The sequence below is a fragment of the Microbacterium capsulatum genome, from assembly GCF_030865425.1.
Taxonomy (GTDB): Bacteria; Actinomycetota; Actinomycetes; order Actinomycetales; family Microbacteriaceae; genus Microbacterium; species Microbacterium capsulatum.
Map to the genome: position 1 here is coordinate 297,282 of NZ_JAVFCB010000001.1, position 22,425 is coordinate 319,706.

The window sequence follows — 22,425 nt, forward strand, 5'->3', positions numbered from 1 at the left end:
CGAACGACCGCCATCCGGTGCTCCGGCGGGCGGAGACTGCTGGCATGGACGACGGTGAGGCCCTCGACGCCTACTCGGCGACGGTCGTGCGCGTGGCGGAGATGGTGCTGCCCGCCGTCGCCGCGGTGAGCGTGCGCACGGTCGACGGCGCCGGCGCCGGGAGCGCCTCGGTCATCCGCGACCGGATCCTCCTCACGAGCGCGCACGTCGTCGCGGGGGCCCGCGGGGTCGGCCTCGCGTTCGCCGACGGCACTGCGGTCGACGCGGATGTCGTCGGATCCGACGTGCTGTCCGACCTCGCCGTGCTTCGGGCGCACGGGCCGACGCCGGATCCGGTGCCGCTCGGCGACGCCGCACGCCTGCGCGTGGGCCAGCTCGTGGTCGCGCTGGGCAATCCGCGAGGGCTCGCCGGCAGCGTTACCGCCGGCATCGTCTCGGCGCTGGGCCGCTCGCTGCCGACCGCATCCGGCCGGGTGATCGACGAGGTGATCCAGACCGACGCCGCGCTGAACCCCGGCAACAGCGGGGGAGCGCTCGCCGACAGCGCCGGCCGCCTGGTCGGCGTGAACACGGCGGTCGCGGGCGTCGGGCTCGGGCTCGCCGTGCCGATCAACGCGACGACCCTCGCGATCATCGACACGCTCGCCACGGCCGGCCGGGTGCGCCGGGCCTGGCTCGGCGTGGCGGGGGCGAAGGTGCCGCTCACGCCCGAGGCCGCGGCGAAGGTCGGATCCAGGACGGGCATGCAGGTCATGTCGACGGTCACGGGGAGCCCCGCGGCGAGGGCCGGCGCGCTGCCGGGGGACATCGTGCTCTCCATCGACGGGACGGCGATCTTCGATCCGACCGGGCTGCAGCGGGTCATGGTCGAGGGGGCGATCGGCCGTCGGATGGAGATGATCGTGCTGCGCCACGGCGCCCTGATCGATCTCGTGCTGGAACCGGAGGAGCTGCGGCTGCAGTGACCCTGGCACGCCGATCCCCGCGCATGACACGGGCGGCAGCCGCGTCGAGAATGGAGGACATCCGTGAGCGAGGGAGCACCGATGACCGACCTGGACCGTGCCGCGTCCTTCCTGGCCGCGCACGCGCGGATCCTCGACCGTCGCCGCTTCGAGGCGCTGATCCACGACGACGACGCGGCCCGGCACGCGATCGTGCGGGGACTGGACGCGTACCGCAACGCCGACGGCGGCTACGGCTGGGGGCTGGAGCCGGACCTCCGGGCCCCGGAGAGTCAGCCCGCGGCGGCGCTGCACGCGCTCGAGGCGCTCGCCGACGCCGGACCGGCGACCTCCCCGCACGCGACCGCGCTGCTGGACTGGCTGGGCGCGGTGACGCTCCCCGACGGCGGTCTGCCGTTCGCGCTGCCGATCGCGGATCCGGCCGGGTGCGCGCCGTTCTGGACGCAGGCCGACCCGGCGGTGTCGTCGCTGCAGATCACGGCCGCCGTGGCCGCCCAGGCGCACCGCGCCGCGCGGGGGGACGAGGCGATCCGCGCCCATCCCTGGCTGCAGACGGCGACCCGGTACTGCTTCGACGCGATCCGCGAGATCGACGAGGAGCCCTTCGCCTACGTCCTCTCGTTCGCGCTCGCCTTCCTCGATGAGACCGCCGAGACGCACGCGGAGGCGGGGGAGCTGATCGGGAGGCTCGCCCGATTCCTGCCCCGGGACGGCGCGCTGCCCGTCGCCGGCGGCGCTCCCGGCGAGGCGGTGCACGTGCTCTCCGCTCCGGCCCGTCCGGTGCGGGCGATCCTGGATCCGCGGGCGGTGGCCGCCGAGCTCGACCGGCTCGAGCGCACCCAGCTCGCCGACGGCGGGTGGGCCGTCGACTTCACCAGCCACTCCGCGGCGGCCGCGCTCGAGTGGCGCGGGTACACGACGGTCGCCGCTCTCGCGACTCTGCGACGCAACGGCCGGTAGTCCGCCGCGCCGGGGGAGGATGGAGGGACCGCTCCGAGGAGGAACCATGCGCGCCGCCGTCTACGACCAGTACAGCACCGACCCCGGCGACATCGTCGTGCGGGACGTGCCGGACCCGAAGCTCTTTCCCGGATCCGTTCTCATCGAGGTGCGGGCCGCCGGCGTGAACCCCGTCGACTGGAAGCTCATGGCGGGGTACCTCGACCGGCTCATGGACGTGCAGTTCCCGGTCATCCCGGGCTGGGACGTGGCCGGCGTCGTCGTCGGGCTCGGCCCGGACACCCCCGAGTTCGCGATCGGCGACGAGGTGATGGCGTACGCGCGCAAGGACGTGCTCGGCGCGGGGACGTTCGCCGAGCGGGTCTCGGTCCCGGTGCACGCCGTCGCGCGCAGGCCCGCGGCGCTGACCTGGGAGGAGGCGGCCGGGCTCCCGCTCGCCGGGGGCACGGCCCTGCGCACGATCGACGCGCTGGGCGAGCTGGGCGACCGCACGGTGCTCGTGCACGGCGCGGCGGGCGGGGTCGGCAGCCTCGCGGTGCAGATCGCGGTCGCGCGGGGAGCCCGCGTGATCGGCACCGCGTCCGAGCGAAACCACGCCTACCTCCGCGACCTCGGCGCCGTGCCGGTGGGCTACGGCGACGGCCTCGTCGACCGGGTGCGGGCGCTGGCGGACGGTCCTGTCGACGCGGTCGCGGACTTCGTGGGCGGTCAGCTCGACACCACCCTCGCCGTCCTCCGGGACGGCGGACGTCATGCCTCCGTCGCCGACGCCTCCGTCGTCGAGCACGGCGGACGCTGGATCTGGGTGCGCCCGGACGGATCCGAGACCGCCCGTCTCGCCGAACTCGCCGCAGGCGGGCAGCTCCGGGTCGAGGTGGCGCAGACGTTCCCGCTCGACCGCGTCGCCGACGCGTTCCGGGCGAGCATGACCGGGCACACGCGGGGCAAGCTCGTCATCGTGCCGTAACGCCACGGGTCGGCCGGACGCGCCCCGGGAGCGCGACATCGAGTCAGGACGGGCCTGTCGCGACCGGTAATGTTCCTGTGAAAGGCGGTCGGATGCCGAAGTCGCAGGGCGCAGCGGGCGTCGTCAGCTCACTGGTCGCGAGCGTGCTGTTCGGCGCCATCTTCTACCTGTACGGCGTCGTCGACGCCTCGGCGGAGTCGCAGTTCGGCTGGCGGATGATCGTCACCCTTCTCTGCTACGCGGCAGCGCTCGCGACCCGCTCCGGCCGGGAGGCGCTCGCGCTGCTCTGGGGCGTGCTCACCTCGGCCTGGTGGCGGTGGCCGGTCCTGGTCGCGATGACCGTGATGGTCGGTGCGCAGATGTGGCTGTTCGCGTGGGCGCCCCGGCACGGCTACGGGCTCGACGCGTCGCTCGGCTACCTGCTGCTGCCGATCGCGCTCGTGCTCGTCGGGCGGCTGCTGTTCCGCGAGCACGTCAGCCGGTTGCAGTGGGTCGCGGTCTCGATCGCCACGGTCGCCGTGGTCGTGAAGGTCGCGCTCGCGGGCACCGTCTCGTGGGTCGCGTTCGGGATCTGCATCGTCTACGCGATCTACTTCACCGTCCGCCGGCACGCGGGCCTCGACCTGCCCGCGACGTTCGGCGCGGAGACGACGCTGCTGCTCCCGGTGGCGGTGACCTTCGTGCTGGTCACCCCCGGCGCCTCGACGCCCCTCGGGGTGGTCGCCGAGATCGCCGCGGGCTTCGCCGGGGCACTCGCCATGTCGGCCTATCTCGGGGCGTCACGGCTGCTCGGTCTGCCGCTGTTCGGGCTGCTCAGCTACGTCGAGCCCGTCCTGCTGTTCGTCGTCGCGCTGCTCCTCGGCGAGAAGGTGCACCTGCCCGACCTCGTCGTCTACGGCCTGCTCGCGGTCGCGCTGGCGATCCTCGCCGTCGACGGATTCCGCGGAGCGTCCCGCCCGCGGGAATAGCCGATCGGACGATGCGGCGGCCTCTGCCCGCCGCGGAGACTGGGACCGTCCCGTCAGGAGGTCCCATGCCCGTCCGTCGTCCGATCGTCGCTCTCGCGTCCCTCGCCGCGCTCGCCGCGGTGCTCGCCGCGTGTACCGTCGCCCCCATGAGCACCGATGCCGCGCCGAGCCCGTCCGCCGCCACGCCGACCCCGTCCGCCGCGAGCGCCCGCGTAAGCGTCTCCCCGGCGGGCCTCGACCAGGATCTGCGTGACGCGGCCTGGGCGGACGACGTGCCGCGGGCGACCGCACTCGTGGCGCAGGGCGCCGACGTGAATGCGAAGGACGACACCCAGCAGTCGGCGTACCTCGTCGCGACGAGCGAGGGTCACCTCGACCTGCTCCGGATGACCCTGGCGCACGGCGCGAGCGTGGACGACAAGGACAGCTGGAACGGCACCGGGCTCATCCGCGCCGCCGAACGAGGGCACGGGTACATCATCGGCGCGCTGCTGCAGGCGGGCATCGACCGCGACCACGTGAACCGGATCGGGTACCAGGCGATCCACGAGGCGGTCTGGTTCGGCAAGGACGACCAGGACTACGCGACCACGATCCGTGCGCTCATCGCGGGCGGCGTCGAGTTCACCCGGGCGTCTGTGCGCGAGCGCCTCACGCCGCTGCAGATGGCCGAGCAGCGGGGTCTGCGCGGATCCGCGAAGATCCTCCGCGCGGCGCAGGACGCCCCCCGACCCGCGGATCCGGACGCCGCGCTTCTCGCCGCCGCCGAGTCGGGAGATGCCGACGCCGCCGCGATCGCGATCAGGGCCGGGGCCGACCTGGAGGTGCGCGACAGGCAGCTGCAGCGCACGCCGCTCATGCACGCCGTGATGCAGGACCGGGTCGCGGTCGCGCAGCTGCTCGTGGCGATGGGGGCCGACGTGAACGCCCTCGACTACCGCAAGGACACGCCGTGGCTCATGACCGGGGTGACCGGCAGCGTGGCGATGCTCGATGCGCTGCTGCCCGGTCGGCCCGACCTGTCGATCCCGAACCGCTACGGCGGCACCTCCGTCCACCCCGCCGCCGAGCGCGGCCATGTCGACTACATCGCGCGGGTCGTGACGGCCGGCGTCGACCTGAACGAGGTGAACAGCCTCGGCTGGACCGCGCTGCAGGAGGCCGTGCTGCTCGGCGACGGCGGTCCTGCGCACCAGGAGATCGTGCGCATCCTCGTCGCGCACGGCGCGGACCCGGGGATCAGGGATCGCAACGGCCGCACCGCGCTCGACAACGCGCGGGCCAAGGGATACGACGCGATCGCCCGGATCCTGGAGGGGGCGACCCCGCGCTGACGGGCGGCTCGCGGCGGTCCGCGTCGCCGGGCGCGGTCGTCGGCCGGAGTGCCCTCGGCGTCAGCCGCGGGGGAGCGCGCCCACGCCCTCGCGGCGCTCGAAGACGAGCTGCGTCTCGGTGGCCCGCACCACGTCGTGCACGGTGATCCGCTCCAGCACGATGTCGCGCAGGGCGGCCGCGTCGGCGACCGCCACGTGCACGAGGAAGTCGTCGGCCCCGGCGATGTGGAACACCTGCAGCACGCCCGCCGTGCGTTCGAGCGCGTCGAAGAGCGCCTCCACCCGGCTCTTGCTGTGGTTGCCGAGGCGCACCCGGATCACCGCCTGCAGCGGCCGGCCGAGAGCCGCAGGGTCGATCTCCAGTCGCATGCCGAGGATCACCCCGCGGGAGCGCAGCGAACGCATCCGGAACGCGCAGGTCGACGCGGGGATCGCCAGCGCCTCCGCCAGCTCCTTGATCGACGCGTCGGGGCGCTCGGCCAGGGCGGCGAGGATCCGCAGGTCGAGGGGATCGACGGCGGCGCTCTGCTCTGCGGTCAAGATCCGCTCCTTCCCGGCGCATTTGATTGCGCTCCTGACAAGGATCGCATCCGAAGATCATTCAGGGAACAATCACACTGGTATTCTTCTGCGCGCAGAGGGATCCTGGATGCATGCTCGATCAGCCTCTGCATCCCGACACCGTCGCCGTCCACGCCGGCCGCGCCGACCTCGCCGCCCTCGGCGTCCACGCCGCGCCGATCGACCTCTCCTCGACCAACCCGCTGCCCGACATCCAGCACGGCGGCGACTCGTACGAGTCGATGGCGAACGGCGGGCACCCGCTCCCGGACGGCGGCAACGTCTACGCCCGGCTGTGGAACCCGACCGTGGCGCGCTTCGAGGAGGGCCTCGCCGAGCTCGAGCACGCCGAGGCCGCCGTCGCCTTCTCCAGCGGCATGGCCGCGATGACCGCGGCGATCCTGTCGCACACGACCGCGAAGGGGCTGAAGCACGTCGTCGCGGTCCGCCCGCTCTACGGGGGCACCGACCACCTCCTCGACTCCGGTCTGCTCGGCGCCGAGGTGACCTTCTGCGCCGAGGATGAGGTGCACGCGCACCTCCGCCCCGACACCGGGCTCGTGGTGCTGGAGACGCCGGCCAACCCGACGCTCGATCTCGTGGACATCGCCGGCGTGGTCGCCCAGGCGGGCGAGGTGCCGGTGCTCGTCGACAACACCTTCGCCACGCCGCTGCTGCAGAACCCGCTCGACCTCGGGGCCGCGCTGTCGCTGCACAGCGCGACGAAGTACATCGGCGGACACGGCGACGTGATCGCCGGCGTCATCGCCTGCTCCGAGGAGACCGCGCAGGCGCTGCGCCGGGTCCGCGCGATCACGGGCGCCCTGCTGCACCCGCTCGGCGCGTACCTGCTGCACCGCGGGCTCGCGACCCTGCCGATCCGGATCGAGCGGCAGCAGCAGTCCGCCGAGCGGGTCGTGGCCTGGCTCGCGCAGCAGCCCGAGGTCGCGGAGGTGTTCTACCCGGGCATCGGCGATCACCGCGGGCTGATCCCGCGGCAGATGCGCGGCGGCGGCGCGATGATCGCCATCCGGCTCCGCGACGGCTACGCAGCCGCCGAGGCGCTCACCGGATCCGTGCAGCTGTTCACGCACGCCGTGTCGCTCGGCGGCGTCGACTCCCTCGTGCAGCACCCGGCGGCCCTCACGCACCGTCCGGTCGCGGCCGCGGCGCGCCCGGGCGCCGACATCGTGCGGATCTCGATCGGTCTGGAGGACGTCGAGGACCTGATCGGCGACCTCGCCCAGGCGCTCAGCCGGGTGACCGCCGCGGTGCGCTGATCCGCGGCCCCCGCTGCTGCAGGCAGAGCCGGATCCGGATGTCGGCGGCCTCCGGCAGACTGTTCCGGTGACCGGCATGCGAACGTTCTGGGCGGCCCTCCCGACCGAGGGGCGGTGGCTGCTGTCCACGGCGGCGATCCAGACCCTGGGCCGCGGCCTGACGCTGCCGTTCACGATCATCTACCTGCACGAGGTGCGCGGTTTCGATCTCGGTCTCGCCGGCGCGCTGATGAGCATCATCGCGGTCACCGGCCTCGTCGTGACCGGCCCGGGCGGCACCCTCATCGACCGTTACGGCGCGCGGCGGGTGCTGCTCGCCGGCCTCGTCGCGATGATCGCGGGCTGCACGCTGCTCGCGTTCGCCGCCTCGCCGGTCGTCGCCGCCGTCGCGCTCGTGCTCGTCGGCGTGAACTTCGGGGTGTCCTGGCCGGGCTTCAACGCGCTCATCGCGACGGTCGTCGACGGCGAGCTGCGCCAGCAGTACTTCGGCGTGAACTTCGCGCTGGTGAACCTCGGGATCGGCGTCGGCGGCATCATCGGCGGCTTCTTCGTCGACGTGCACCAGCCGGTCACGTTCACCGCGATCTTCCTCGCCGATGCCGCGAGCGCCGTGGTTCCGATGGCCCTGCTCCTCGGCCCGCTCCGGCACATCCGCACGCATGCGGATCCGGAGGCGCCCGACGCGCCCGTCGACGGGTACCGGCAGATCCTGCGCCGGCCTGCGGTGCTCTCGCTCACGCTGCTCACGTTCGTCGCGGTGTTCATCGGCTACGGCCAGATGGAGGCCGGGTTCCCCGCGTACGCCCGGCAGGTGTCCGGCGTGTCCACGCAGGTCATCGGCTTCTCGTTCGCCGTGAACACCGCCGTCATCGTGCTGCTGCAGTTCGCCGTGCTGAAGCTCATCACGGGTCGCCGCCGCACCCGCGTGATGCAGGTGATGGCGCTCATCTGGGCGACGTCCTGGGTGCTGCTCGGGCTCACCGGTCTGCTGCCCGACTCGCTGGCCGCCGCGATCGGCGTGCTCGCGTTCATGGGCGTGTTCGCTTTCGGGGAGACGATGCTGCAGCCCACCGTGCCCGCGATCTATAACGACCTCGCCTCCGACCGGAACCGCGGCCGGTACAACGCGATCAACGCCGCAGCCTTCCAGGGCGGGGCGATCGCGGGCCCGATCGCAGCAGGTCTCCTGCTCGGCGAAGGCCGGCAGGGCTGGTTCATCGGCGCCATGGTGGCGGGATCTCTCGGTGTGTGCGCGCTCGCGCTCGTGCTCGAACGGCGCGTGCCCGCAGCCGCCAACGGCGTGCCCGCGGGCGATGAGACGGTCGCGATCGACTGAGCCGACGCGCGCGCGGGGTCGTTGCGCGCTCGGGTGCGGCCGTCCAGGATGGGGATGAGCGCACCCGCGCCGGTCGAGGACGACCCGGGTCGACGGGACGCGGTTCGGGCGATATCGATGACGTTTGCGGTGAGACGGGCGGGGCAGCAGGCCACGCGCCTCCTGCTCGTGCTGTTCGCGGCGCTCATCGTCGTGCTCGGTGTCGGCGGGATGGAGGGGCTGTCCGCCCGGCTCGTCGACGAGGGTGTGCGCCGGATCGCCGACGTCGCCGAGCCCGGCACGCGCGCTGCGGAGGTCATCGCGATCGACGCGCAGGATCGGGGTGCGCAGGACCGCCGGGTGCGGTCGGCGATCGCGGAGGCCTTCCCCGGCGTCCCCGTCGCGGTGTCCCGGCTCGCGGTCAGCGAGATCTCGGTCGGCAACCCCGACGCCGTCCAGGCGATCGGCGGCGACGCCGTGACCGGCCGCGGCACGCTGAAGGAGGGCGCGTGGCCGTCCGGACCGGGTGAGGCGTCGGTGCTGTCCGCGGCGGCTCAGCGGCGCGGCTGGCGCCTCGGCGACCGGATCCGGCTCGACGCCGCGGCGTCCGGCGGGGACGTCACGGTGACGGTCGTCGGCATCTGGACCGCGAAGGATCCGGCCGACCCGGCCTGGGCGGGCGATCCCGCGGTCGGATCAGGGGACTCGAACGGCGCCGCCGGGCCCGTGCTCGTCACGGACCAGGACATGGCCCGGCTGGGCACCACGCCGACCACGACCTGGACGATCCGCCCGACCGCGCTGTCCGCCACCACCCTGGACGCGTACCGGAACGGGCTGGCGGCGCTCGCGCAGCTCCCGGCGAAGGTCGACCCCGACAACCGCTCCAGCACCCGCGTCGGCGGGGCGTTCGGCGACCTGCTCGACCGGCTGACCGCTGCGGTGACCGTGGCCCGGGGCACCCTCATCGTGCCCTCGGCGATCATCGTCGCCCTGGGCGCGGTGGCACTCGCCGTCATCCTCGCCGCCCTCGCCGGCGTGCGCCGGGAGGAGCTCGGGCTGCGGCGGGCACGAGGGGCGTCGGCGTTCGGGATCGCCGGGCACGCCGCCGCGGAGACGGCGGTCGTCACGATCGCCGGCGCCGTGCTCGCGATCCTCGCGCTGCGCCCCGTCGCGCCGCCCGGTGCCGGAACCCTCGGCGCGGCGGCGCTGACCGTGGTCGTGGCCGCGGGGATCGCGGCGGTCTGCGCGCTGCGCGCCTCCGATCCGGCGCACCGGGTCCGCTCCGATGCGGGACGCCCGCTCCTCTGCGTGCTGTTGCTCCCGCTCGTCGTCCTCGCGCTGATCGCCGGGTTCGCGGTGTGGCAGCTGTTCGCGCAGGGCGGGGTGCTCGCGCCGGACGGGTCCGCGGATCCGGTCGCGTCCGCATCCGGCGCCGCGAGCCTGCTCGCCTGCGCCCTCGCGGTGCCGCTCCTCGCCGTGCTCGCCGCCGCGATCGCCGAACGGGCCGCCCGCGGCGGGCGCGGGATCGTGCCGGTGCTGCCGCTGCGGCAGATCGCGCGCCGCGCCGGGCTCACCGCCGTCGCGATCCTCTGCCTCGCCCTCGCTGCCGGATCGGCCACGCTCGCACTCGGCGCCGGTCCGCTCGCGGCCGCCGCCGACCGCGCCGCGGCCCGCGCCGCCCTCGGGCTGGACGTGCGCGTCGCCGTCGACGGGCAGCACGACGCCCCGCTCACCGCCGGCGACGCGGGCGCGCTCCCGTCCGTGTCCCGGGCGAGCGACGTCCTGCAGCGCGACGCGGTCGTCGGCGCCGACACGATCGGCTTCGTCGCGGCGGACCCGGCGGCCCTGCCGGTGCCGGCCGCGGTGGTGCGCGTGCTCTCCGCGCCGCGCGACCGCACCTTCCCGGTGGCGATCACGGCGTCGCTGGCGGACCGCCTCGGCGCCGCCGTGGGCACCCGGTTCACGGCCACGCTCCAGCCCGACGGCGCGGCGCTGGTATCGACCGTCGTCGCGATCCTCCCCGACATCCCGGGGATCGGCGCCGTGCCCGGGATCCTCGCGGACCTCGCCGCGACCCGCGTCGCGCTCGGCGATCACGCCGCGGGAGACGGGCCGGCGAACGAGCTGTGGGTCTCGACCGACGACCCCGCGGCCGTCGCCGCCGTCGTGCGCAGCCGCGCGTCCGCGCCGGTGCGGATCCTCACGCCCGACACGGTGAGCGTCGCGCCCGTCACCGCCACCTCCACGGTCCTGCTCGGGATCGGATCCGCGGCTGCCGCCCTTCTCGGCGTGCTCGGCTTCGTCGCCGCGACCGCTTCGGACCGCGCGCGGCGGACCGAGGAGCGTCGCGTGCTGCGATCGCTCGGCCTGGCTCCGGCGCGGCAGCGGGCGGCGCGAGCGGGAGAGGTCCTCGGCGTGGCCGTCTTCGCCGTGCTCGGTGGTGCGGCCGCCGGCGCCGTGGTGACCGCGGTCGTGCTGCCGGTGATGTGGGGGAGCGGCGCATGACCCGGGCGCTCCCGGCCCCCGGCCTGGGCGTCGTCGTCGCCCGCACGATGCGGACGGTGCCGCTGCTGTCCGCGTTCCTGGTGCTGGCGCTCGCGGCGATGACCCTGGCCGGACTGCTCGTGCCGCCGCTGGTCGACCAGGCCCGCACCGCGACCGTGCAGCATCAGATCGACGTGATCCCCGAGGCCGGCCGGCCTTTGGCGGGGGCGCAGGCAGGGATGCCGGTGCAGGAACACACCTCCGCTGCGACCGCGGACGCCTGGGCGGCGCCCCTCGCCGCCGCGGCCGCCGCGCGCGATGCGCAGCCCGAACCGCTGCGGAGCGCGCTCGGGACGCCGCGCGTGGTCGGCACGTTCGGCGGGACCGGCCTCGTCGGCGACCGGAGGACGCCGGCCAACAAGGTCCAGCTCCTGATGGATCCGGGTCTGGAGCGGCGCAGCCGGCTCGTGCAGGGCGCGTACCCGCAGCCGACCGATCCGGCGCAGGGCGTCGGCGTCGTGATGGTCGACGCCGCCGCGAAGACGCTGGACTGGAAGGTCGGCGAGAGCCGCCGGCGCGAGGGCCTCACGGTGACCCTCACCGGCCTGGTGGCGCCCGACGGCACGGAGAGTGCCGACTGGACGATGATGCCCGGCGCGCTCGAGCCGATCGTCGAGCTGACGCCGATGGGCGACAGGATCCTGGACGCGGTGGCCTTCCTCGCGCCCGGCGAGGCGGGGCTGCTCGGCGACATGGCGGGCCAGACGTCGACGTTCTCGTGGATCCCCCTGGACGCGGCGGCGATCGACGCCGGCAACGTCGCGACGGTGTCGCGCCAGCTGCGGCTGATGATGGCGACCGCCGTGCACCTCGGCACCCCCACGGGCGGCTTCTTCGACCGCGGCCTCATCTACGCGACACCGGTCGCGGACGCGCTCGACCGCGGCGTCGCCCGCGGGGGGTCGCTGACCGCGGTCCTCGCGGTGGCGGCGGTGGGGCCGCTCGCGGTGGCCGTCGTGGTCCTCGCGCTGGCCGGCCGTCAGCTCGCGATGCGGCGCCGCCGAGCGGCCGCCCTCCTGCGCGCACGCGGGGCCTCGCTCGTGCAGCTCGCCGTGCTCTTCGGCGGCGAGAGCCTGCTGCTCGGCCTGATCGGGGCGGCGATCGGCCTGCTCGCCGGGATCCTGGCGGTGCGGAACGGACCGGATCCGCTCGCCGTCCTGATCGCCGCGCTCCTCGTCCTCGTTCCCGTCTGCACGGCGCCGCTCACCGTGCTCGCCGGGCTGCGCCGCGCCGAGCGCGGGAGCGGAACGGTGCCGCTCACCGCGCGCTGGCGCCGCGCCGTCATCGAGATCGTCATCGTCGCATTGGCCGTCGCGTTGGGCGCGGTCCTGCGCGGCCGGGGAGCCGGCGACGTCGCCGTCGACCCCCTTCTGCTCGCCGTACCGCTGCTCGTCGGCGGTGCGGGCACGGTCCTCGTCCTGCGGCTGCTCCCGCCGCTGCTCGACGCCCTGCACCGCTCGTCCGCGCGCCGCACCGGCCTGATCGCGCTGCTCGGCCCGGCGAGGGCGCTCCGCGATGCGACCCTGCGCACGGCGCCCGCCCTCGCCGCCGTGATCGGCATCGCGGTGGCGGTGTTCTCGCTGAGCTTCTCGGCGACGGTGTCCGACGGCATCGCCCGCAGCGCCAGGGAGAGCACGGGGGCGGACATCGCCGTCACCCTGCCGTACTCGCCCGACGACCAGACGGCGATCGCCCGCGCCGTCGCCGGCGTGCGGGCGGTCGCCACGCTGGACGCCGACGCGATCGGTCAGGCGGCGTCCTCGACGGGAACCGGCCGCGTGCGCATCTACGCCGTGGACCGGGCCGCGTTCGTCCGCGTGCAGCAGGGCTTCGACGGCGCTCTGCCGATGCCGGCGGAGCTCGCCTCTCCGGGCGGCGGCGCGATCCCCGTGGTCGCCTCCGCGCAGCTGCTCGACCAGTTCGGCGACGCTCTGACGGTGAACGGGCGGAAGGTGCGGATCGTCGCCCGGACCGCGCAGGCGGTGCCGTTCGGCACGGCGGAGAAGTGGGTGATCGTCGATCGTGCGAACCTCGCCCGGATCGGCGTGACGTCGTCGTCTGGCTCCAGGCTGTTCGTCTCCGTCGCCCACGGGCACGATCCGACCGTCGTCGCCCGGGCGCTCGGCGCCGCGCTCGGCGCGGGCACCACCACGGTCACCGCCGGGCGGATCATCGCCGACGCGGCATCGGATCCCGCGTCCGCCGCGCTCACCGCCTCGCTCACCGCCGCGACCGGCGTCGTCGCCCTGCTGCTCGCCGTGGCCGTGGTGCAGACGCTCGTGCTCGGAGCGGCGGCGCGCGCCCGGCTGCTGGCTCTGCTCCGCGCGATCGGGTACCCGCGGCGCGGAGAGCTGCCGCTGGTCGCCTGGGAGGCGGGCCCGGGGATGCTCGTGTCGCTGCCGGTCGGCGTCGCCGCCGGCGCGGCGACGGCCTGGCTCGTCGTCGGAGGGCTCGACCTGCGCGGCTTCACCGGGGGTCAGGCCCCGCCCGAGCTGACGTTCGGCGGTGCGGCGCTGCTCGCGGTGGTCGCCGGGTTCCTGCTGGTGACCGCCCTCGCCGTGCTGCTCTCGGCGACGGCTGCCGCACAGCTGCGCAGCGCCGACGCGATCCGGGTGGCGGACGACGAAGGATGACGACGAACGATGACGACGAAGGGGGACAGCATGACCGAACCGGACATCCTCTGCGAGGGGCTCGTGCGGATCTTCACGGCCAAGGGCATCGAGGTCCAGGCCCTGCAGGGACTGGACCTGCGAGTGCAGCCCGGGGAGATGGTCGCCCTCGTCGGCGCCTCCGGATCCGGGAAGTCCACGCTGCTGGGGATCCTCGCCGGGCTCGACGCGCCGACCGCCGGCAGCGCGCGGGTCGCCGGGCACGACCTCGTCACGATGGGCCACGCCGAGCGGCTGCGGTACCGCCGCCGCAGTGTCGGGTTCGTCTGGCAGCAGTCCGGCCGCAACCTGCTGCCGTACCTGACCGCGCGGGAGAACATCGCGATGGCGCACGGGGTCGCCAGGGTCGTCCCGCGGGCGGCGCGCGCGGCCAGGGCGCAGGAGCTGCTCGAGCTGCTCGACGTGGCCGACGTCGCCGAGTCGAAGCCGGCGCAGCTCTCCGGCGGGCAGAAGCAGCGCATGGCGATCGCGGTGGCGCTCGCGAACGAGCCGCGGGTTCTCCTCGCCGACGAGCCCACCGGCGAACTCGACGAGCGCACGAGCGCCGACGTGCTCGCCGCGATGCAGTCCGTGAACACCGAGCACGGCGTCACGACGCTCATCGTCACGCACGACGCGACCGTGTCGGAGCACGTCGACCGCACGGTGCGGATCCGCGACGGACGCACCTCGACCGAGACGCTGCGCAGCACCCACACCGACGAAGAGGGTCGCGCGATCCGGATCGCGCAGGAGTTCGCAGTCCTCGACCGCGCCGGCCGGATGCAGTTGCCGGGCGAGTTCGTCAGCGCGCTGGAACTGCGCGATCGGGTCCGGCTCACGCTCGAGGAGGATCACGTGCGCGTCGCGTCGGGGACGACCGCGCACGGGTCCGCGCCGTTGTCCGCCCGCCCCGGCGCCGCCGAGACGGAAGTCCTCCCCGAGCGCGGAGACTCCGCATGACCGCGGTGCTGCGCGCCGAGGGCGTCACCCGCGTCTTTCCGTCCCCCGCGGGGGACGTCACCGCCGTCCGCGACGCCGATCTCGCGGTGTCGGCGGGGGAGCTCGTCGTCGTCACGGGTCGCTCCGGATCCGGCAAGACGACCCTGCTCACGATGCTCGGCGGTCTCGACCGGCCGACCGAGGGGCGGGTGCTCCTGGACGACCGCGACCTCTCCGGCGGCGGGGACGCGAGCGGCGTGCTGGGGGAGCGGATCGCCTCGATCTTCCAGACCTCGGGGCTGCTGCCTGTGCTGTCCGCGAGCGAGAACGTCGAGGTGCCGCTGCGGATCCGCCGGGTGCCGGTCGCCGACCGCGAGGAGCGGGTGCGACGCGCCCTGGACGCGGTCGGCCTGGCCGAGCACGCCCGGCAGCGCCCCGCGGAGCTCTCCGGCGGGCAGCAGCAGCGCGTCGGCATCGCCCGCGCCCTGGTGATGGATCCGGCCGTCCTGATCGCCGACGAGCCCACCGCGCAGCTCGACAGCGAGACCGGTGCGCAGATCATGGACCTCATCGCAGGGCTCGTGCACCAGCGCGGGACCGCCGCGGTCGTGGCGACCCACGACGCCGCCATGCTCACCCGCGCCGACCGCGTGCTCGAACTTCACGACGGCGTGCTGCACGAGCTCGGCCCCCGCGCGCTGGCCGCGAAGCTCGGCGCGAACTAGATGCATGACTTCTGTGCACACTACTTGTGCACAGAAGTCATGCATGCAAAAGTGGGGGCATGGACACCCCGGATCACCCCGTCGGCATGCGCCTCGACGAACGCGCGGTGCGCGTGCTCGCCCACCCGCTCCGCTCCCGGATCCTCAGCGAGCTGCGCCTGCACGGCCCGGCCACCGCGACGGAGCTGGCCGCGGCGCTGAGCACGAACACGGGGGCGACGAGCTACCACCTCCGGGCCCTGGAGGATGTCGGTCTCGTCACCGACACGGAGGAAGGCGCGGGGAAGCGTCGGATCTGGCGGGCGAGCACCGACCACCACTCCTGGACCAACTCCGGCTTCGCCGACGACGAGGACGCGCAGACCGCGCTCGGCTGGCTGCGTCGCGACTACGTCCGGCAGTTCGCCGCGCGCGCCGAGCGCTGGCTCGACGTGGAGGCGACCTGGCCCGCGGCGTGGGTCGACCGGCTGGGTCTCAGCGACGCGCTGCTGACCGTCACTCCCGGACAGCTGGCGGACTTCCAGGCCGAGCTGGACGCGCTCCTGGTCAGGTACCGTCGCGCCGGGGAGGGCGATCCGACCGCGCGCCGCGTGCACCTGGCGATGCAGAGCACCCCGATCGACCTCGACCCGCCGGAGCAGTCATGAACGCCGACGGGGTGGACACCCGCACCGTGGGAGGCGCTGTTCCCGGCACCACCGCGGTGATCGCGATCGCCGCCGCGCAGCGCCGTCTGCTGGTGCTGACCGGCCTCCGCTGGCTGCCGGTCGGGGTGACGCTCGGCCTGACGGTGCTCCTGCCGCTCGAGCGCGGCCTGACGATCGCAGAGGTCGGGTCCATCCTCGCGATCCAGGGCTTCGTCGCGCTCGCGCTCGAGCTGCCCACGGGGGCGCTTGCAGACTCCGTCGGGCGGCGCCCCGTCCTCGCCGCGTCGGGATTCCTCGCGGTCGCTGCGAGCGTGCTGTTCCTCCTCGCCGACTCCTTCGCGCTGTTCGCCGTGTCGCTGCTCCTGCAGGGCCTGTTCCGGGTGCTCGACTCCGGGGCGCTCGAGGCGTGGTTCGTCGACGCCGTGCACGAGCACGATCCGGCCGCGGAGGTCGCCCACCCTCTCGCCCGGGCCGGGACGGTCCTCGGCTCGGCGATCGCCTGCGGCGCCCTGCTCGGCGGACTGCTGGTCGCCTGGCACCCGATCACGGGCCAGTCCGCGCTGATCCTGCCGCTGTGCGTCTCGATCACGCTCTACGCCGTCTACACCGCGCTCGTCTTCGCCCTCGTCCGCGAGCGCCGGACCCGCCGCTCCGCGCGACGCGGTGCGATCGCGGCGGTCGTGGCGGGGCTCCGCGACACGCCCCGCACGGTTCTCGACGGGGCCCGGCGCGTGTTCGGCTCCCGTGTGCTGGCGGGCCTCCTGCTCGTCGAGGTGTTCTGGTCGGTCGCGATGATCGGCTTCGAGACGCTGACCCCGCTGCAGCTCGCCGGCATCCTCGGCGGCGAGGATGCGGCGGCCGCCGTGTTCGGCCCCGCCTCCGCCGCGGCGTGGGGCCTCTACGCGGTCGGATCCCTGCTCGCCGGCCGGCTGAGCCGGACGATCGGGGTGACCTGGACGGCGATCCTCAGCCGGATCCTGAACGGATCCTTCGTCGTCCTGATGGGCCTGGCCTCCGGGGTGCTCGGGATCCTGATCGCGTACGGACTGACCTATCTGGTGCACGGATCCGCCGGCCCGATGCACTCGTCGCTGCTGCACCGGGAGGCCGACCGCTCGACCCGCGCCACGGTCCTCTCGCTCAATTCGATGGTGTCCGGCGGCGCCTACAGCATCGGCCTGCTCGTGCTCACCGCGTTCGCGGGTGCGACCTCGGCGGCCGCCGCGACCGTCGTCGCCGGGGCGTTCAGCATCTTCGGGGCGCTCTGCTACCTGCCCGCGCTCCGTCAGGAGCGTTGCCGGAAGGCGCTCGGGGCCGCGGTCTGAGGCGCCGTCCCGGTGCGGGTTCGAGGCGGTGATCGGAGGGCGCCGATTCTCCTCAGCGCGCTCGGTGTCGGCGCTGTTAGCGTGAGCGCATGACGGAAATCGCGCTGGTCACCGGGACGTCGTCGGGCATGGGGATGCACGCCGCCGTGGAGCTCGCGCGGCGCGGGCTGCACGTCGTCGCGACCATGCGCGACACGTCCCGATCCGCCCGCCTCCGCGAGACCGCGGACGCGGTAGGGGTCGCGCTCGAGGTGCGTGCGCTCGACGTCGTCGACCACGAGGCCGCTGCCGCCGTCGTCGACGGGATCGTCGCCGATCACGGCCGCATCGACGTGCTCGTGAACAACGCCGGCCAGGGCGGCGTGGGCACCGCCGAGCAGCTGACGATGGAGCAGATCCGCGCCCAGCTCGAGGTGAACTACCTCGCACCGGTGCACCTCGCCAAGCTCGTCCTGCCCGGCATGCGCGAGCGCGGGCGAGGGTGCATCCTCACGGTGACGAGCGTGGGCGGCGTCGTCGGCCAGCCGTTCGCAGACGCGTACTGCGGCGCGAAGTTCGCGGTCGAGGGGTTCATGCAGTCGCTCGCCGGTGTCGCCGAGCACTTCGGCGTGCACGTGCGCATCATCGAACCGGCCGCGGTCGCGAGCGACTTCGTGCACAACGCGGTGCGGCCGGAGGGCGCCGGCGTCTACTCGCCCCTGTTCGACGCCTACCTGTCCCGCACTGCGGGCGCGTTCGCGAACGCCCAGTCCGCCGCCGACGCCGGCACCGCGATCGCGGATGCTGCGCTGTCCGACGAGACCCGGTTCCGGTGGCAGAGCTCCGAGGCCGCCACGGCCTTCATCGGCGTCTCGCTCGCCGACGACGACGGCTCCCGGGTGCGGGCGTTCACCGCGCCGTGGATCGCGACGGATCGGCCGGTCTGACGCATGTCCGCACCTGCGACGCCGTCCGATCGCACGGCTCGTGACGAGGCCGTGACGTCCGCGCCGCTCACCGCCGCCCAGGTCGCGGAGCGAGTCGCCCGGGGCGAGACGAACGAGATCGACTCGCACACCAGCCGCAGCTTCGGCGAGATCTTCCGGGCGAACGCGTTCACCCGGGTGAACGCCATCTACTTCGTGCTGTTCCTGCTGATCCTCGGCACGGGCTACCTCATCGACGGGCTGTTCGGACTGCTGATCGTGGTGAACAGCGTGATCGGCATGGTGCAGGAGGTCCGCGCGAAGCGGACGCTGGACCGGCTCGCCGTGCTGAGCAGGGCGCCGGCCCGCGTCGAGCGCGCCGAGGGGATCCTCGAGATCCCGGTCGAGGAGATCGTGCTCGACGACGTCGTGCTCATCGCGTCAGGGGATCAGATCCCGGTCGACGGCGACGTCCTGGACGCGGTCGGGCTCGAGGTGGACGAGTCGCTGCTGACGGGGGAGTCCGAGCCGGTGCTCGCCGGCGCCGGGTATTCGCTGCTGTCGGGCAGCTTCGTGTCGGCGGGATCCGCGAGCTTCCGCGCGACCGCGGTCGGCGAGCACGCCTACGCGGCCAAGCTCGCGAAGGAGGCCTCGCAGTTCCGCAAGCCGGCGTCGCAGCTGCGTGCGGGGATCGACACGATCCTCAAGTACGTGACCTGGGCGCTCATCCCGGTCGGCGTCCTCACGATCGTGAACCAGATCTGGGGGCATGCGGCGGAGTGGCGCAACGCCGTCCGCGGGCTCGTGGCGGCCCTCGTGCCGATGGTTCCGGAGGGGCTCGTGCTCATCACGAGCGTGGCGATGGCGGTCGGCGTCGTCCGCCTGGGCCGGCGCAATTGCCTCGTGCAGGACCTCCCCGCGATCGAGCAGCTGGCCCGTGTCGACGTCGTCTGCACGGACAAGACCGGCACGCTCACGGAGGACGGCATGCGGGTGAGCGCCGTGGAGCAGCTCCTCCCGGGCGGCGACGACCGCGTCGAAGGGGCTCTCGCGGCGATCGGCCGCGCGGAGGGCAAGCCGAACAGCAGCATGACCGCGATCCTCGAGCACGTCGGGCAGGAACCGGCGCTGCCCGTCGACGTCTCGGTGGCCTTCTCCTCGGTGCGCAAGTGGGCCGCGGCGCAGACGACGGACGAGGGATCCTGGGTGCTCGGCGCCCCCGACGTGCTGCTGCCCGAGGGGGATCCCGCCCGCATCCGCTCCGACGCCCTCGCCTCCGAGGGACTCCGGGTGCTGGCCTTGACCCGCACGGATGCTCCGATGCCCGATCCCGAGGCGCCGGGCGACGGCCTGCCGGACGGCCTCGCCGCGGTCGCCCTCGTGATCCTCGACCAGCGCCTGCGCGAGGAGGCGCCCGGCGCGATCGCGTACTTCGCCGCGCAGAACGTGGACATCAAGGTCATCTCCGGTGACAACCCCGCCGCGGTCGGCGCGATCGCCGCGGAGGCGGGGGTCCCCAACGGGCGCGACGCGGTCGACGCGCGCACGCTCGATCCCGACTCCGCGCACTTCGACGTCCAGGTCCGCGACGCGAGTGCGTTCGGCCGGGTCACCCCGTCGCAGAAGCGGGCGATGGTGCACGCGCTGCAGGGCGACGGCCGGGTCGTCGCGATGACCGGAGACGGCGTGAACGACGTGCTCGCGCTCAAGGACTCCGACGTGGGCGTGGCGATGGGATCCGGATCCCCGGCCGCCCGGGCCGTGTCGCGCATCGTGCTGCTGGACAACTCGTTCGCGACCCTGCCGCACGTCGTCGCCGAGGGGCGGCGCGTGATCGGCAACATCGAACGCGTCGCGACCCTGTTCCTCACCAAGACCCTGTACTCGATCCTGCTCGCGCTGCTCGTCGCGGTGACGGCGGTGCCGTTCCCGTTCCTGCCGCGGCACGTCACCCTCATCGCGTGGTTCACGATCGGGATCCCCGCGTTCTTCCTCGCTCTCGCGCCGAACACGGCGCGCGCGCAGGACGGCTTCGTGCGGCGCGTGCTCGACGCGGCGGTGCCGGGCGGGATCGGCGCGGCGGTGGCGTCGTACGGGGCGTACCTCACGGCGCGCGCGGTGTTCGGCACCGGGCATGCGCATCGGGTCATCACGTCGTCGACCGCGTTTCTCGCGCTCGTGATCGTGGCCTTCTTCGTGCTGATCACCGTGGCCCGGCCGTACCGGCTGTGGAAGGTCGTCCTCGTCGGCTCGATGGTGGCGGCGATGCTCGCCGTGGTGCTCACGCCGCTCGGCTCCCACGTGTTCGACGTCGACCTGCACGACCCGCGCGCGGTGCTCATCGCCTGCGCGTTCGGGGCGGGCGGCATCGGGCTGCGCTTCCTCAGCCGTGCCGTGCTGCGCGCGGTGCACGGCGTGATCGACCGTCGCCGTCGCCACGCCGTCTAGGCGGGCCGCCAGGGCTCGCGCTCAGCGGCTGCCGGCCTCGACCGGGCTCGGCCGTGCGGGCGCGGTGACGCGCTCCCGGAGTGCGCCGAGCGCCGCGGCGCAGCCGTCGCCGAACCGGCGGGCGACCTGCTGCGCGGGGGCCTCCACGATCGCGTGGAACGCCGCGGCCGCGCCGATGCTGAGCGGCACGCCGATGAGGCAGGCGAGCCACCACCGCTCCGCGCCCAACAGGTAGCCCAGCGTGGCCAGGATCGGCGCGTGCACCAGGTAGAGGCTGAACGAGACCCGTCCCAGCCACTGCATCGGACGGGCCTCGAGGGGACGCCGGCCGCCGGGCCAGGCGATCGCGAGCAGCACGAGCAGGGCGGCCCCCACGCCCGACAGGGCCCAGAGCAGATCGTCGGCGATCGTGCCGCGGGTCAGCGGCTCGGCCAGCCGGCCGGCGATGAGCATGACGGCGGCCAGCAGAGCGATCCCGGGGAGGAGGCGACGCACCCGCGGGCGCTCCGCCAACGCCCGGATCCCGGGCATCCGCGCGGCGATGAGGGTGCCCAGCAGGAACACCGGGAGATACGTCAGCGCAGCGGTCCCGGTGCTGCGGCCCACGAACATGGCCAGGACGGCCAGCGCCGCCATCGGCAGCGCGGCCCGACGGACCCGCAGCGCGACCCACACGAACACCGGCAGCAGCAGCGAGAAGAACAGCTCCCAGCGCAGCGACCACAGCACGTTGTCGATCGGGTAGCCCGCGCGCAGCAGCGACATCTGCGACAGCAGGTCTCCCGCCGACGCGTTCGCGGCCTGCGCGTCCTGCATCCAGGAGCCCTGCGGCATCGTCGACGGATCCCGGCGGATCAGCCGGATGAGCAGCGTCGCCGCGCCGAGCGCGACGATCACCGGCACGTGCAGCCGGACGAGGCGGGCGGGGTAGTAGCGCGACCACGAGAACCCGGGCCGGAGGGCGGGAAGGGCGACCACGGCGCCGGACAGCACGAAGAAGACGAGGACGGCCTCGGATCCCGCCAGCAGCAGCGTGAGCGGGGACTGCGTGAGAACCGCCCATCCCGCTGGATCGAGCCAGGGCCGCGCGACCAGCGAGGTGTGGTGGAGGAGGACGATCACCGCGGCGAGACCGCGGAGTCCGTCCAGGGAGGTGATCCTGATCCGGTTCTGAGTCATCCCCTTCGACGCTAGGCGTCGAGTCTGGACGACCCCTGGACCGGCGCACTGCGGCCCCGGCCGTCGTGGCGGGATCAGTCCGCCGCGACGGCGATGACGGGTGCGCCGGTCAGCGCCACGAGCTCGTCGAAGGTCATCGGCATGACCGTGTGCGGAGTGCCGCCCGCCGTCCAGACCACGTCGTAGTCGCGCAGCGCCACGTCGACCACCGTGCGCACCGGAGCCGGGTGGCCCACGGGCGCGACCCCGCCGATCGCCTGCCCGGTGACCTCGCGCACGACCGAGACGGGCGCCATCGCGACCTCGACGGCGCCGACCGAGGCGGCGAGCACCTCCAGGTCCACACGGTGCCGGCCGCTCGTCATCACCAGCAGCGGATCGCCGTCGGCGAGGAACAGCAGGCTGCTTCCGATCGCGCCGACCTCGCAGCCGAGCGCGGCCGCGGCCTCGACGGCGGTGCGGGCGGAGTCGGGGAGCTCCCGCACGAGCGAGGCGAGCCCCGCCGCGCGCACGTGCTCCTGCACGATCCGGCTGCGCTCCGGCAGTTTCTCGGAGGACGGCGCGGTCTGTTCGGTCATGCCACCATGCTGGCACGGCTCCGGCCCGAACCGTGTCCCACTTTCTGCACCACCGTGTCCCGATTTCTGCTGCTCCGGGAGCTTCTCGCGAGCAGAAAGTGGGACACGGTGGATCCGGGCCGTGGACG

At 74.1% G+C, this 22,425-nt stretch carries 18 protein-coding genes; 15 read left to right on the plus strand and 3 right to left on the minus strand.

Translation table 11 applies throughout. The features are described 5' to 3' along the window. The first annotated feature begins 44 nt into the window (after window positions 1-44). The 5 genes from RBR11_RS01430 (at window position 45) to RBR11_RS01450 (ending at window position 5,194) form a co-directional block, all read left to right on the plus strand. Complete coding sequence (locus RBR11_RS01430; RefSeq protein WP_308487510.1) at window positions 45-965, plus strand: S1C family serine protease; 921 nt, start codon at window positions 45-47, stop codon at window positions 963-965. 81 nt (window positions 966-1,046) lie between these two features. Then, complete coding sequence (locus RBR11_RS01435; RefSeq protein WP_308487511.1) at window positions 1,047-1,925, plus strand: hypothetical protein; 879 nt, start codon at window positions 1,047-1,049, stop codon at window positions 1,923-1,925. Between the two features lie 46 nt (window positions 1,926-1,971). Beyond that, complete coding sequence (locus RBR11_RS01440; RefSeq protein ID WP_308487512.1) at window positions 1,972-2,892, plus strand: NADP-dependent oxidoreductase; 921 nt, start codon at window positions 1,972-1,974, stop codon at window positions 2,890-2,892. Window positions 2,893-2,984: 92 nt separating this feature from the next. Then, window positions 2,985-3,860 (plus strand): EamA family transporter RarD, encoded by an 876-nt coding sequence (gene rarD, locus RBR11_RS01445; protein WP_308487513.1) that lies wholly within the window; start codon window positions 2,985-2,987, stop codon window positions 3,858-3,860. A 65-nt stretch (window positions 3,861-3,925) separates the two neighbouring features. Next, window positions 3,926-5,194, plus strand: coding sequence for an ankyrin repeat domain-containing protein (locus RBR11_RS01450; RefSeq protein ID WP_308487514.1), 1,269 nt, complete (start codon window positions 3,926-3,928; stop codon window positions 5,192-5,194). A 60-nt stretch (window positions 5,195-5,254) separates the two neighbouring features. On the opposite strand, the gene RBR11_RS01455 is transcribed toward RBR11_RS01450, so the two are convergent. Continuing rightward, a complete protein-coding gene (locus tag RBR11_RS01455; RefSeq protein WP_308487515.1) occupies window positions 5,255-5,734 on the minus strand; it encodes an Lrp/AsnC family transcriptional regulator in 480 nt (159 codons plus the stop codon). Window positions 5,735-5,847: 113 nt separating this feature from the next. Here RBR11_RS01455 and RBR11_RS01460 point away from each other — a divergent pair, with 113 nt between their 5' ends. The 10 genes from RBR11_RS01460 (at window position 5,848) to RBR11_RS01505 (ending at window position 20,540) form a co-directional block, all read left to right on the plus strand. Beyond that, on the plus strand, window positions 5,848-7,035 hold the full coding sequence (locus RBR11_RS01460; protein WP_308487516.1) for a trans-sulfuration enzyme family protein: 1,188 nt from the start codon (window positions 5,848-5,850) through the stop codon (window positions 7,033-7,035). A gap of 76 nt (window positions 7,036-7,111) precedes the next feature. Then, window positions 7,112-8,371: an MFS transporter gene (locus RBR11_RS01465; RefSeq protein ID WP_308487786.1), complete on the plus strand. Its 1,260-nt coding sequence runs from the start codon at window positions 7,112-7,114 to the stop codon at window positions 8,369-8,371. A gap of 117 nt (window positions 8,372-8,488) precedes the next feature. Beyond that, window positions 8,489-10,858 (plus strand): hypothetical protein, encoded by a 2,370-nt coding sequence (locus RBR11_RS01470; protein ID WP_308487517.1) that lies wholly within the window; start codon window positions 8,489-8,491, stop codon window positions 10,856-10,858. After that, window positions 10,855-13,530, plus strand: a complete 2,676-nt coding sequence (locus RBR11_RS01475; RefSeq protein WP_308487518.1) for an FtsX-like permease family protein — start codon at window positions 10,855-10,857, stop codon at window positions 13,528-13,530. The genes RBR11_RS01470 and RBR11_RS01475 overlap by 4 nt, the downstream gene beginning before the upstream one ends. 30 nt (window positions 13,531-13,560) lie before the next feature. Next, the gene (locus tag RBR11_RS01480) at window positions 13,561-14,511 is read left to right on the plus strand and encodes an ABC transporter ATP-binding protein (protein ID WP_308487519.1); all 951 of its coding nucleotides are present in this window, start codon (window positions 13,561-13,563) and stop codon (window positions 14,509-14,511) included. Further along, window positions 14,508-15,215 carry an ABC transporter ATP-binding protein gene (locus RBR11_RS01485; protein WP_308487520.1) on the plus strand — a complete coding sequence of 236 codons (708 nt, stop codon included), beginning with the start codon at window positions 14,508-14,510 and terminating at the stop codon, window positions 15,213-15,215. The genes RBR11_RS01480 and RBR11_RS01485 overlap by 4 nt, the downstream gene beginning before the upstream one ends. A gap of 59 nt (window positions 15,216-15,274) precedes the next feature. After that, window positions 15,275-15,862 carry an ArsR/SmtB family transcription factor gene (locus RBR11_RS01490; protein WP_308487521.1) on the plus strand — a complete coding sequence of 196 codons (588 nt, stop codon included), beginning with the start codon at window positions 15,275-15,277 and terminating at the stop codon, window positions 15,860-15,862. After that, window positions 15,859-17,187 (plus strand): MFS transporter, encoded by a 1,329-nt coding sequence (locus RBR11_RS01495; RefSeq protein ID WP_308487522.1) that lies wholly within the window; start codon window positions 15,859-15,861, stop codon window positions 17,185-17,187. The genes RBR11_RS01490 and RBR11_RS01495 overlap by 4 nt, the downstream gene beginning before the upstream one ends. Before the next feature lie 89 nt (window positions 17,188-17,276). Beyond that, a complete protein-coding gene (locus RBR11_RS01500) occupies window positions 17,277-18,113 on the plus strand; it encodes an SDR family NAD(P)-dependent oxidoreductase (protein ID WP_308487523.1) in 837 nt (278 codons plus the stop codon). A gap of 3 nt (window positions 18,114-18,116) precedes the next feature. Beyond that, the gene (locus RBR11_RS01505) at window positions 18,117-20,540 is read left to right on the plus strand and encodes an HAD-IC family P-type ATPase (RefSeq protein WP_308487524.1); all 2,424 of its coding nucleotides are present in this window, start codon (window positions 18,117-18,119) and stop codon (window positions 20,538-20,540) included. A 21-nt stretch (window positions 20,541-20,561) separates the two neighbouring features. Here RBR11_RS01505 and RBR11_RS01510 read toward each other — a convergent pair whose 3' ends face one another. Beyond that, window positions 20,562-21,719: an acyltransferase family protein gene (locus tag RBR11_RS01510; protein ID WP_308487525.1), complete on the minus strand. Its 1,158-nt coding sequence runs from the start codon at window positions 21,717-21,719 to the stop codon at window positions 20,562-20,564. 74 nt (window positions 21,720-21,793) lie between these two features. Continuing rightward, window positions 21,794-22,297 (minus strand): YbaK/EbsC family protein, encoded by a 504-nt coding sequence (locus RBR11_RS01515; protein ID WP_308487526.1) that lies wholly within the window; start codon window positions 22,295-22,297, stop codon window positions 21,794-21,796. Window positions 22,298-22,425: the final 128 nt, after the last annotated feature.

Bases quoted from the DNA above. Each gene is read 5' to 3' on its own strand.
- RBR11_RS01430 (WP_308487510.1), top strand. From the start codon at position 45: ATGGACGACGGTGAGGCCCTCGACGCCTACTCGGCGACGGTCGTGCGC.
- RBR11_RS01495 (WP_308487522.1), top strand. From the start codon at position 15,859: ATGAACGCCGACGGGGTGGACACCCGCACCGTGGGAGGCGCTGTTCCC.
- RBR11_RS01460 (WP_308487516.1), top strand. From the start codon at position 5,848: ATGCTCGATCAGCCTCTGCATCCCGACACCGTCGCCGTCCACGCCGGC.
- RBR11_RS01435 (WP_308487511.1), top strand. From the start codon at position 1,047: ATGACCGACCTGGACCGTGCCGCGTCCTTCCTGGCCGCGCACGCGCGG.
- RBR11_RS01485 (WP_308487520.1), top strand. From the start codon at position 14,508: ATGACCGCGGTGCTGCGCGCCGAGGGCGTCACCCGCGTCTTTCCGTCC.
- RBR11_RS01490 (WP_308487521.1), top strand. From the start codon at position 15,275: ATGGACACCCCGGATCACCCCGTCGGCATGCGCCTCGACGAACGCGCG.
- RBR11_RS01440 (WP_308487512.1), top strand. From the start codon at position 1,972: ATGCGCGCCGCCGTCTACGACCAGTACAGCACCGACCCCGGCGACATC.
- RBR11_RS01470 (WP_308487517.1), top strand. From the start codon at position 8,489: ATGACGTTTGCGGTGAGACGGGCGGGGCAGCAGGCCACGCGCCTCCTG.
- RBR11_RS01510 (WP_308487525.1), bottom strand. From the start codon at position 21,719: ATGACTCAGAACCGGATCAGGATCACCTCCCTGGACGGACTCCGCGGT.
- RBR11_RS01515 (WP_308487526.1), bottom strand. From the start codon at position 22,297: ATGACCGAACAGACCGCGCCGTCCTCCGAGAAACTGCCGGAGCGCAGC.
- RBR11_RS01500 (WP_308487523.1), top strand. From the start codon at position 17,277: ATGACGGAAATCGCGCTGGTCACCGGGACGTCGTCGGGCATGGGGATG.
- RBR11_RS01465 (WP_308487786.1), top strand. From the start codon at position 7,112: ATGCGAACGTTCTGGGCGGCCCTCCCGACCGAGGGGCGGTGGCTGCTG.
- RBR11_RS01505 (WP_308487524.1), top strand. From the start codon at position 18,117: ATGTCCGCACCTGCGACGCCGTCCGATCGCACGGCTCGTGACGAGGCC.
- RBR11_RS01475 (WP_308487518.1), top strand. From the start codon at position 10,855: ATGACCCGGGCGCTCCCGGCCCCCGGCCTGGGCGTCGTCGTCGCCCGC.
- rarD (WP_308487513.1), top strand. From the start codon at position 2,985: ATGCCGAAGTCGCAGGGCGCAGCGGGCGTCGTCAGCTCACTGGTCGCG.
- RBR11_RS01450 (WP_308487514.1), top strand. From the start codon at position 3,926: ATGCCCGTCCGTCGTCCGATCGTCGCTCTCGCGTCCCTCGCCGCGCTC.
- RBR11_RS01480 (WP_308487519.1), top strand. From the start codon at position 13,561: ATGACCGAACCGGACATCCTCTGCGAGGGGCTCGTGCGGATCTTCACG.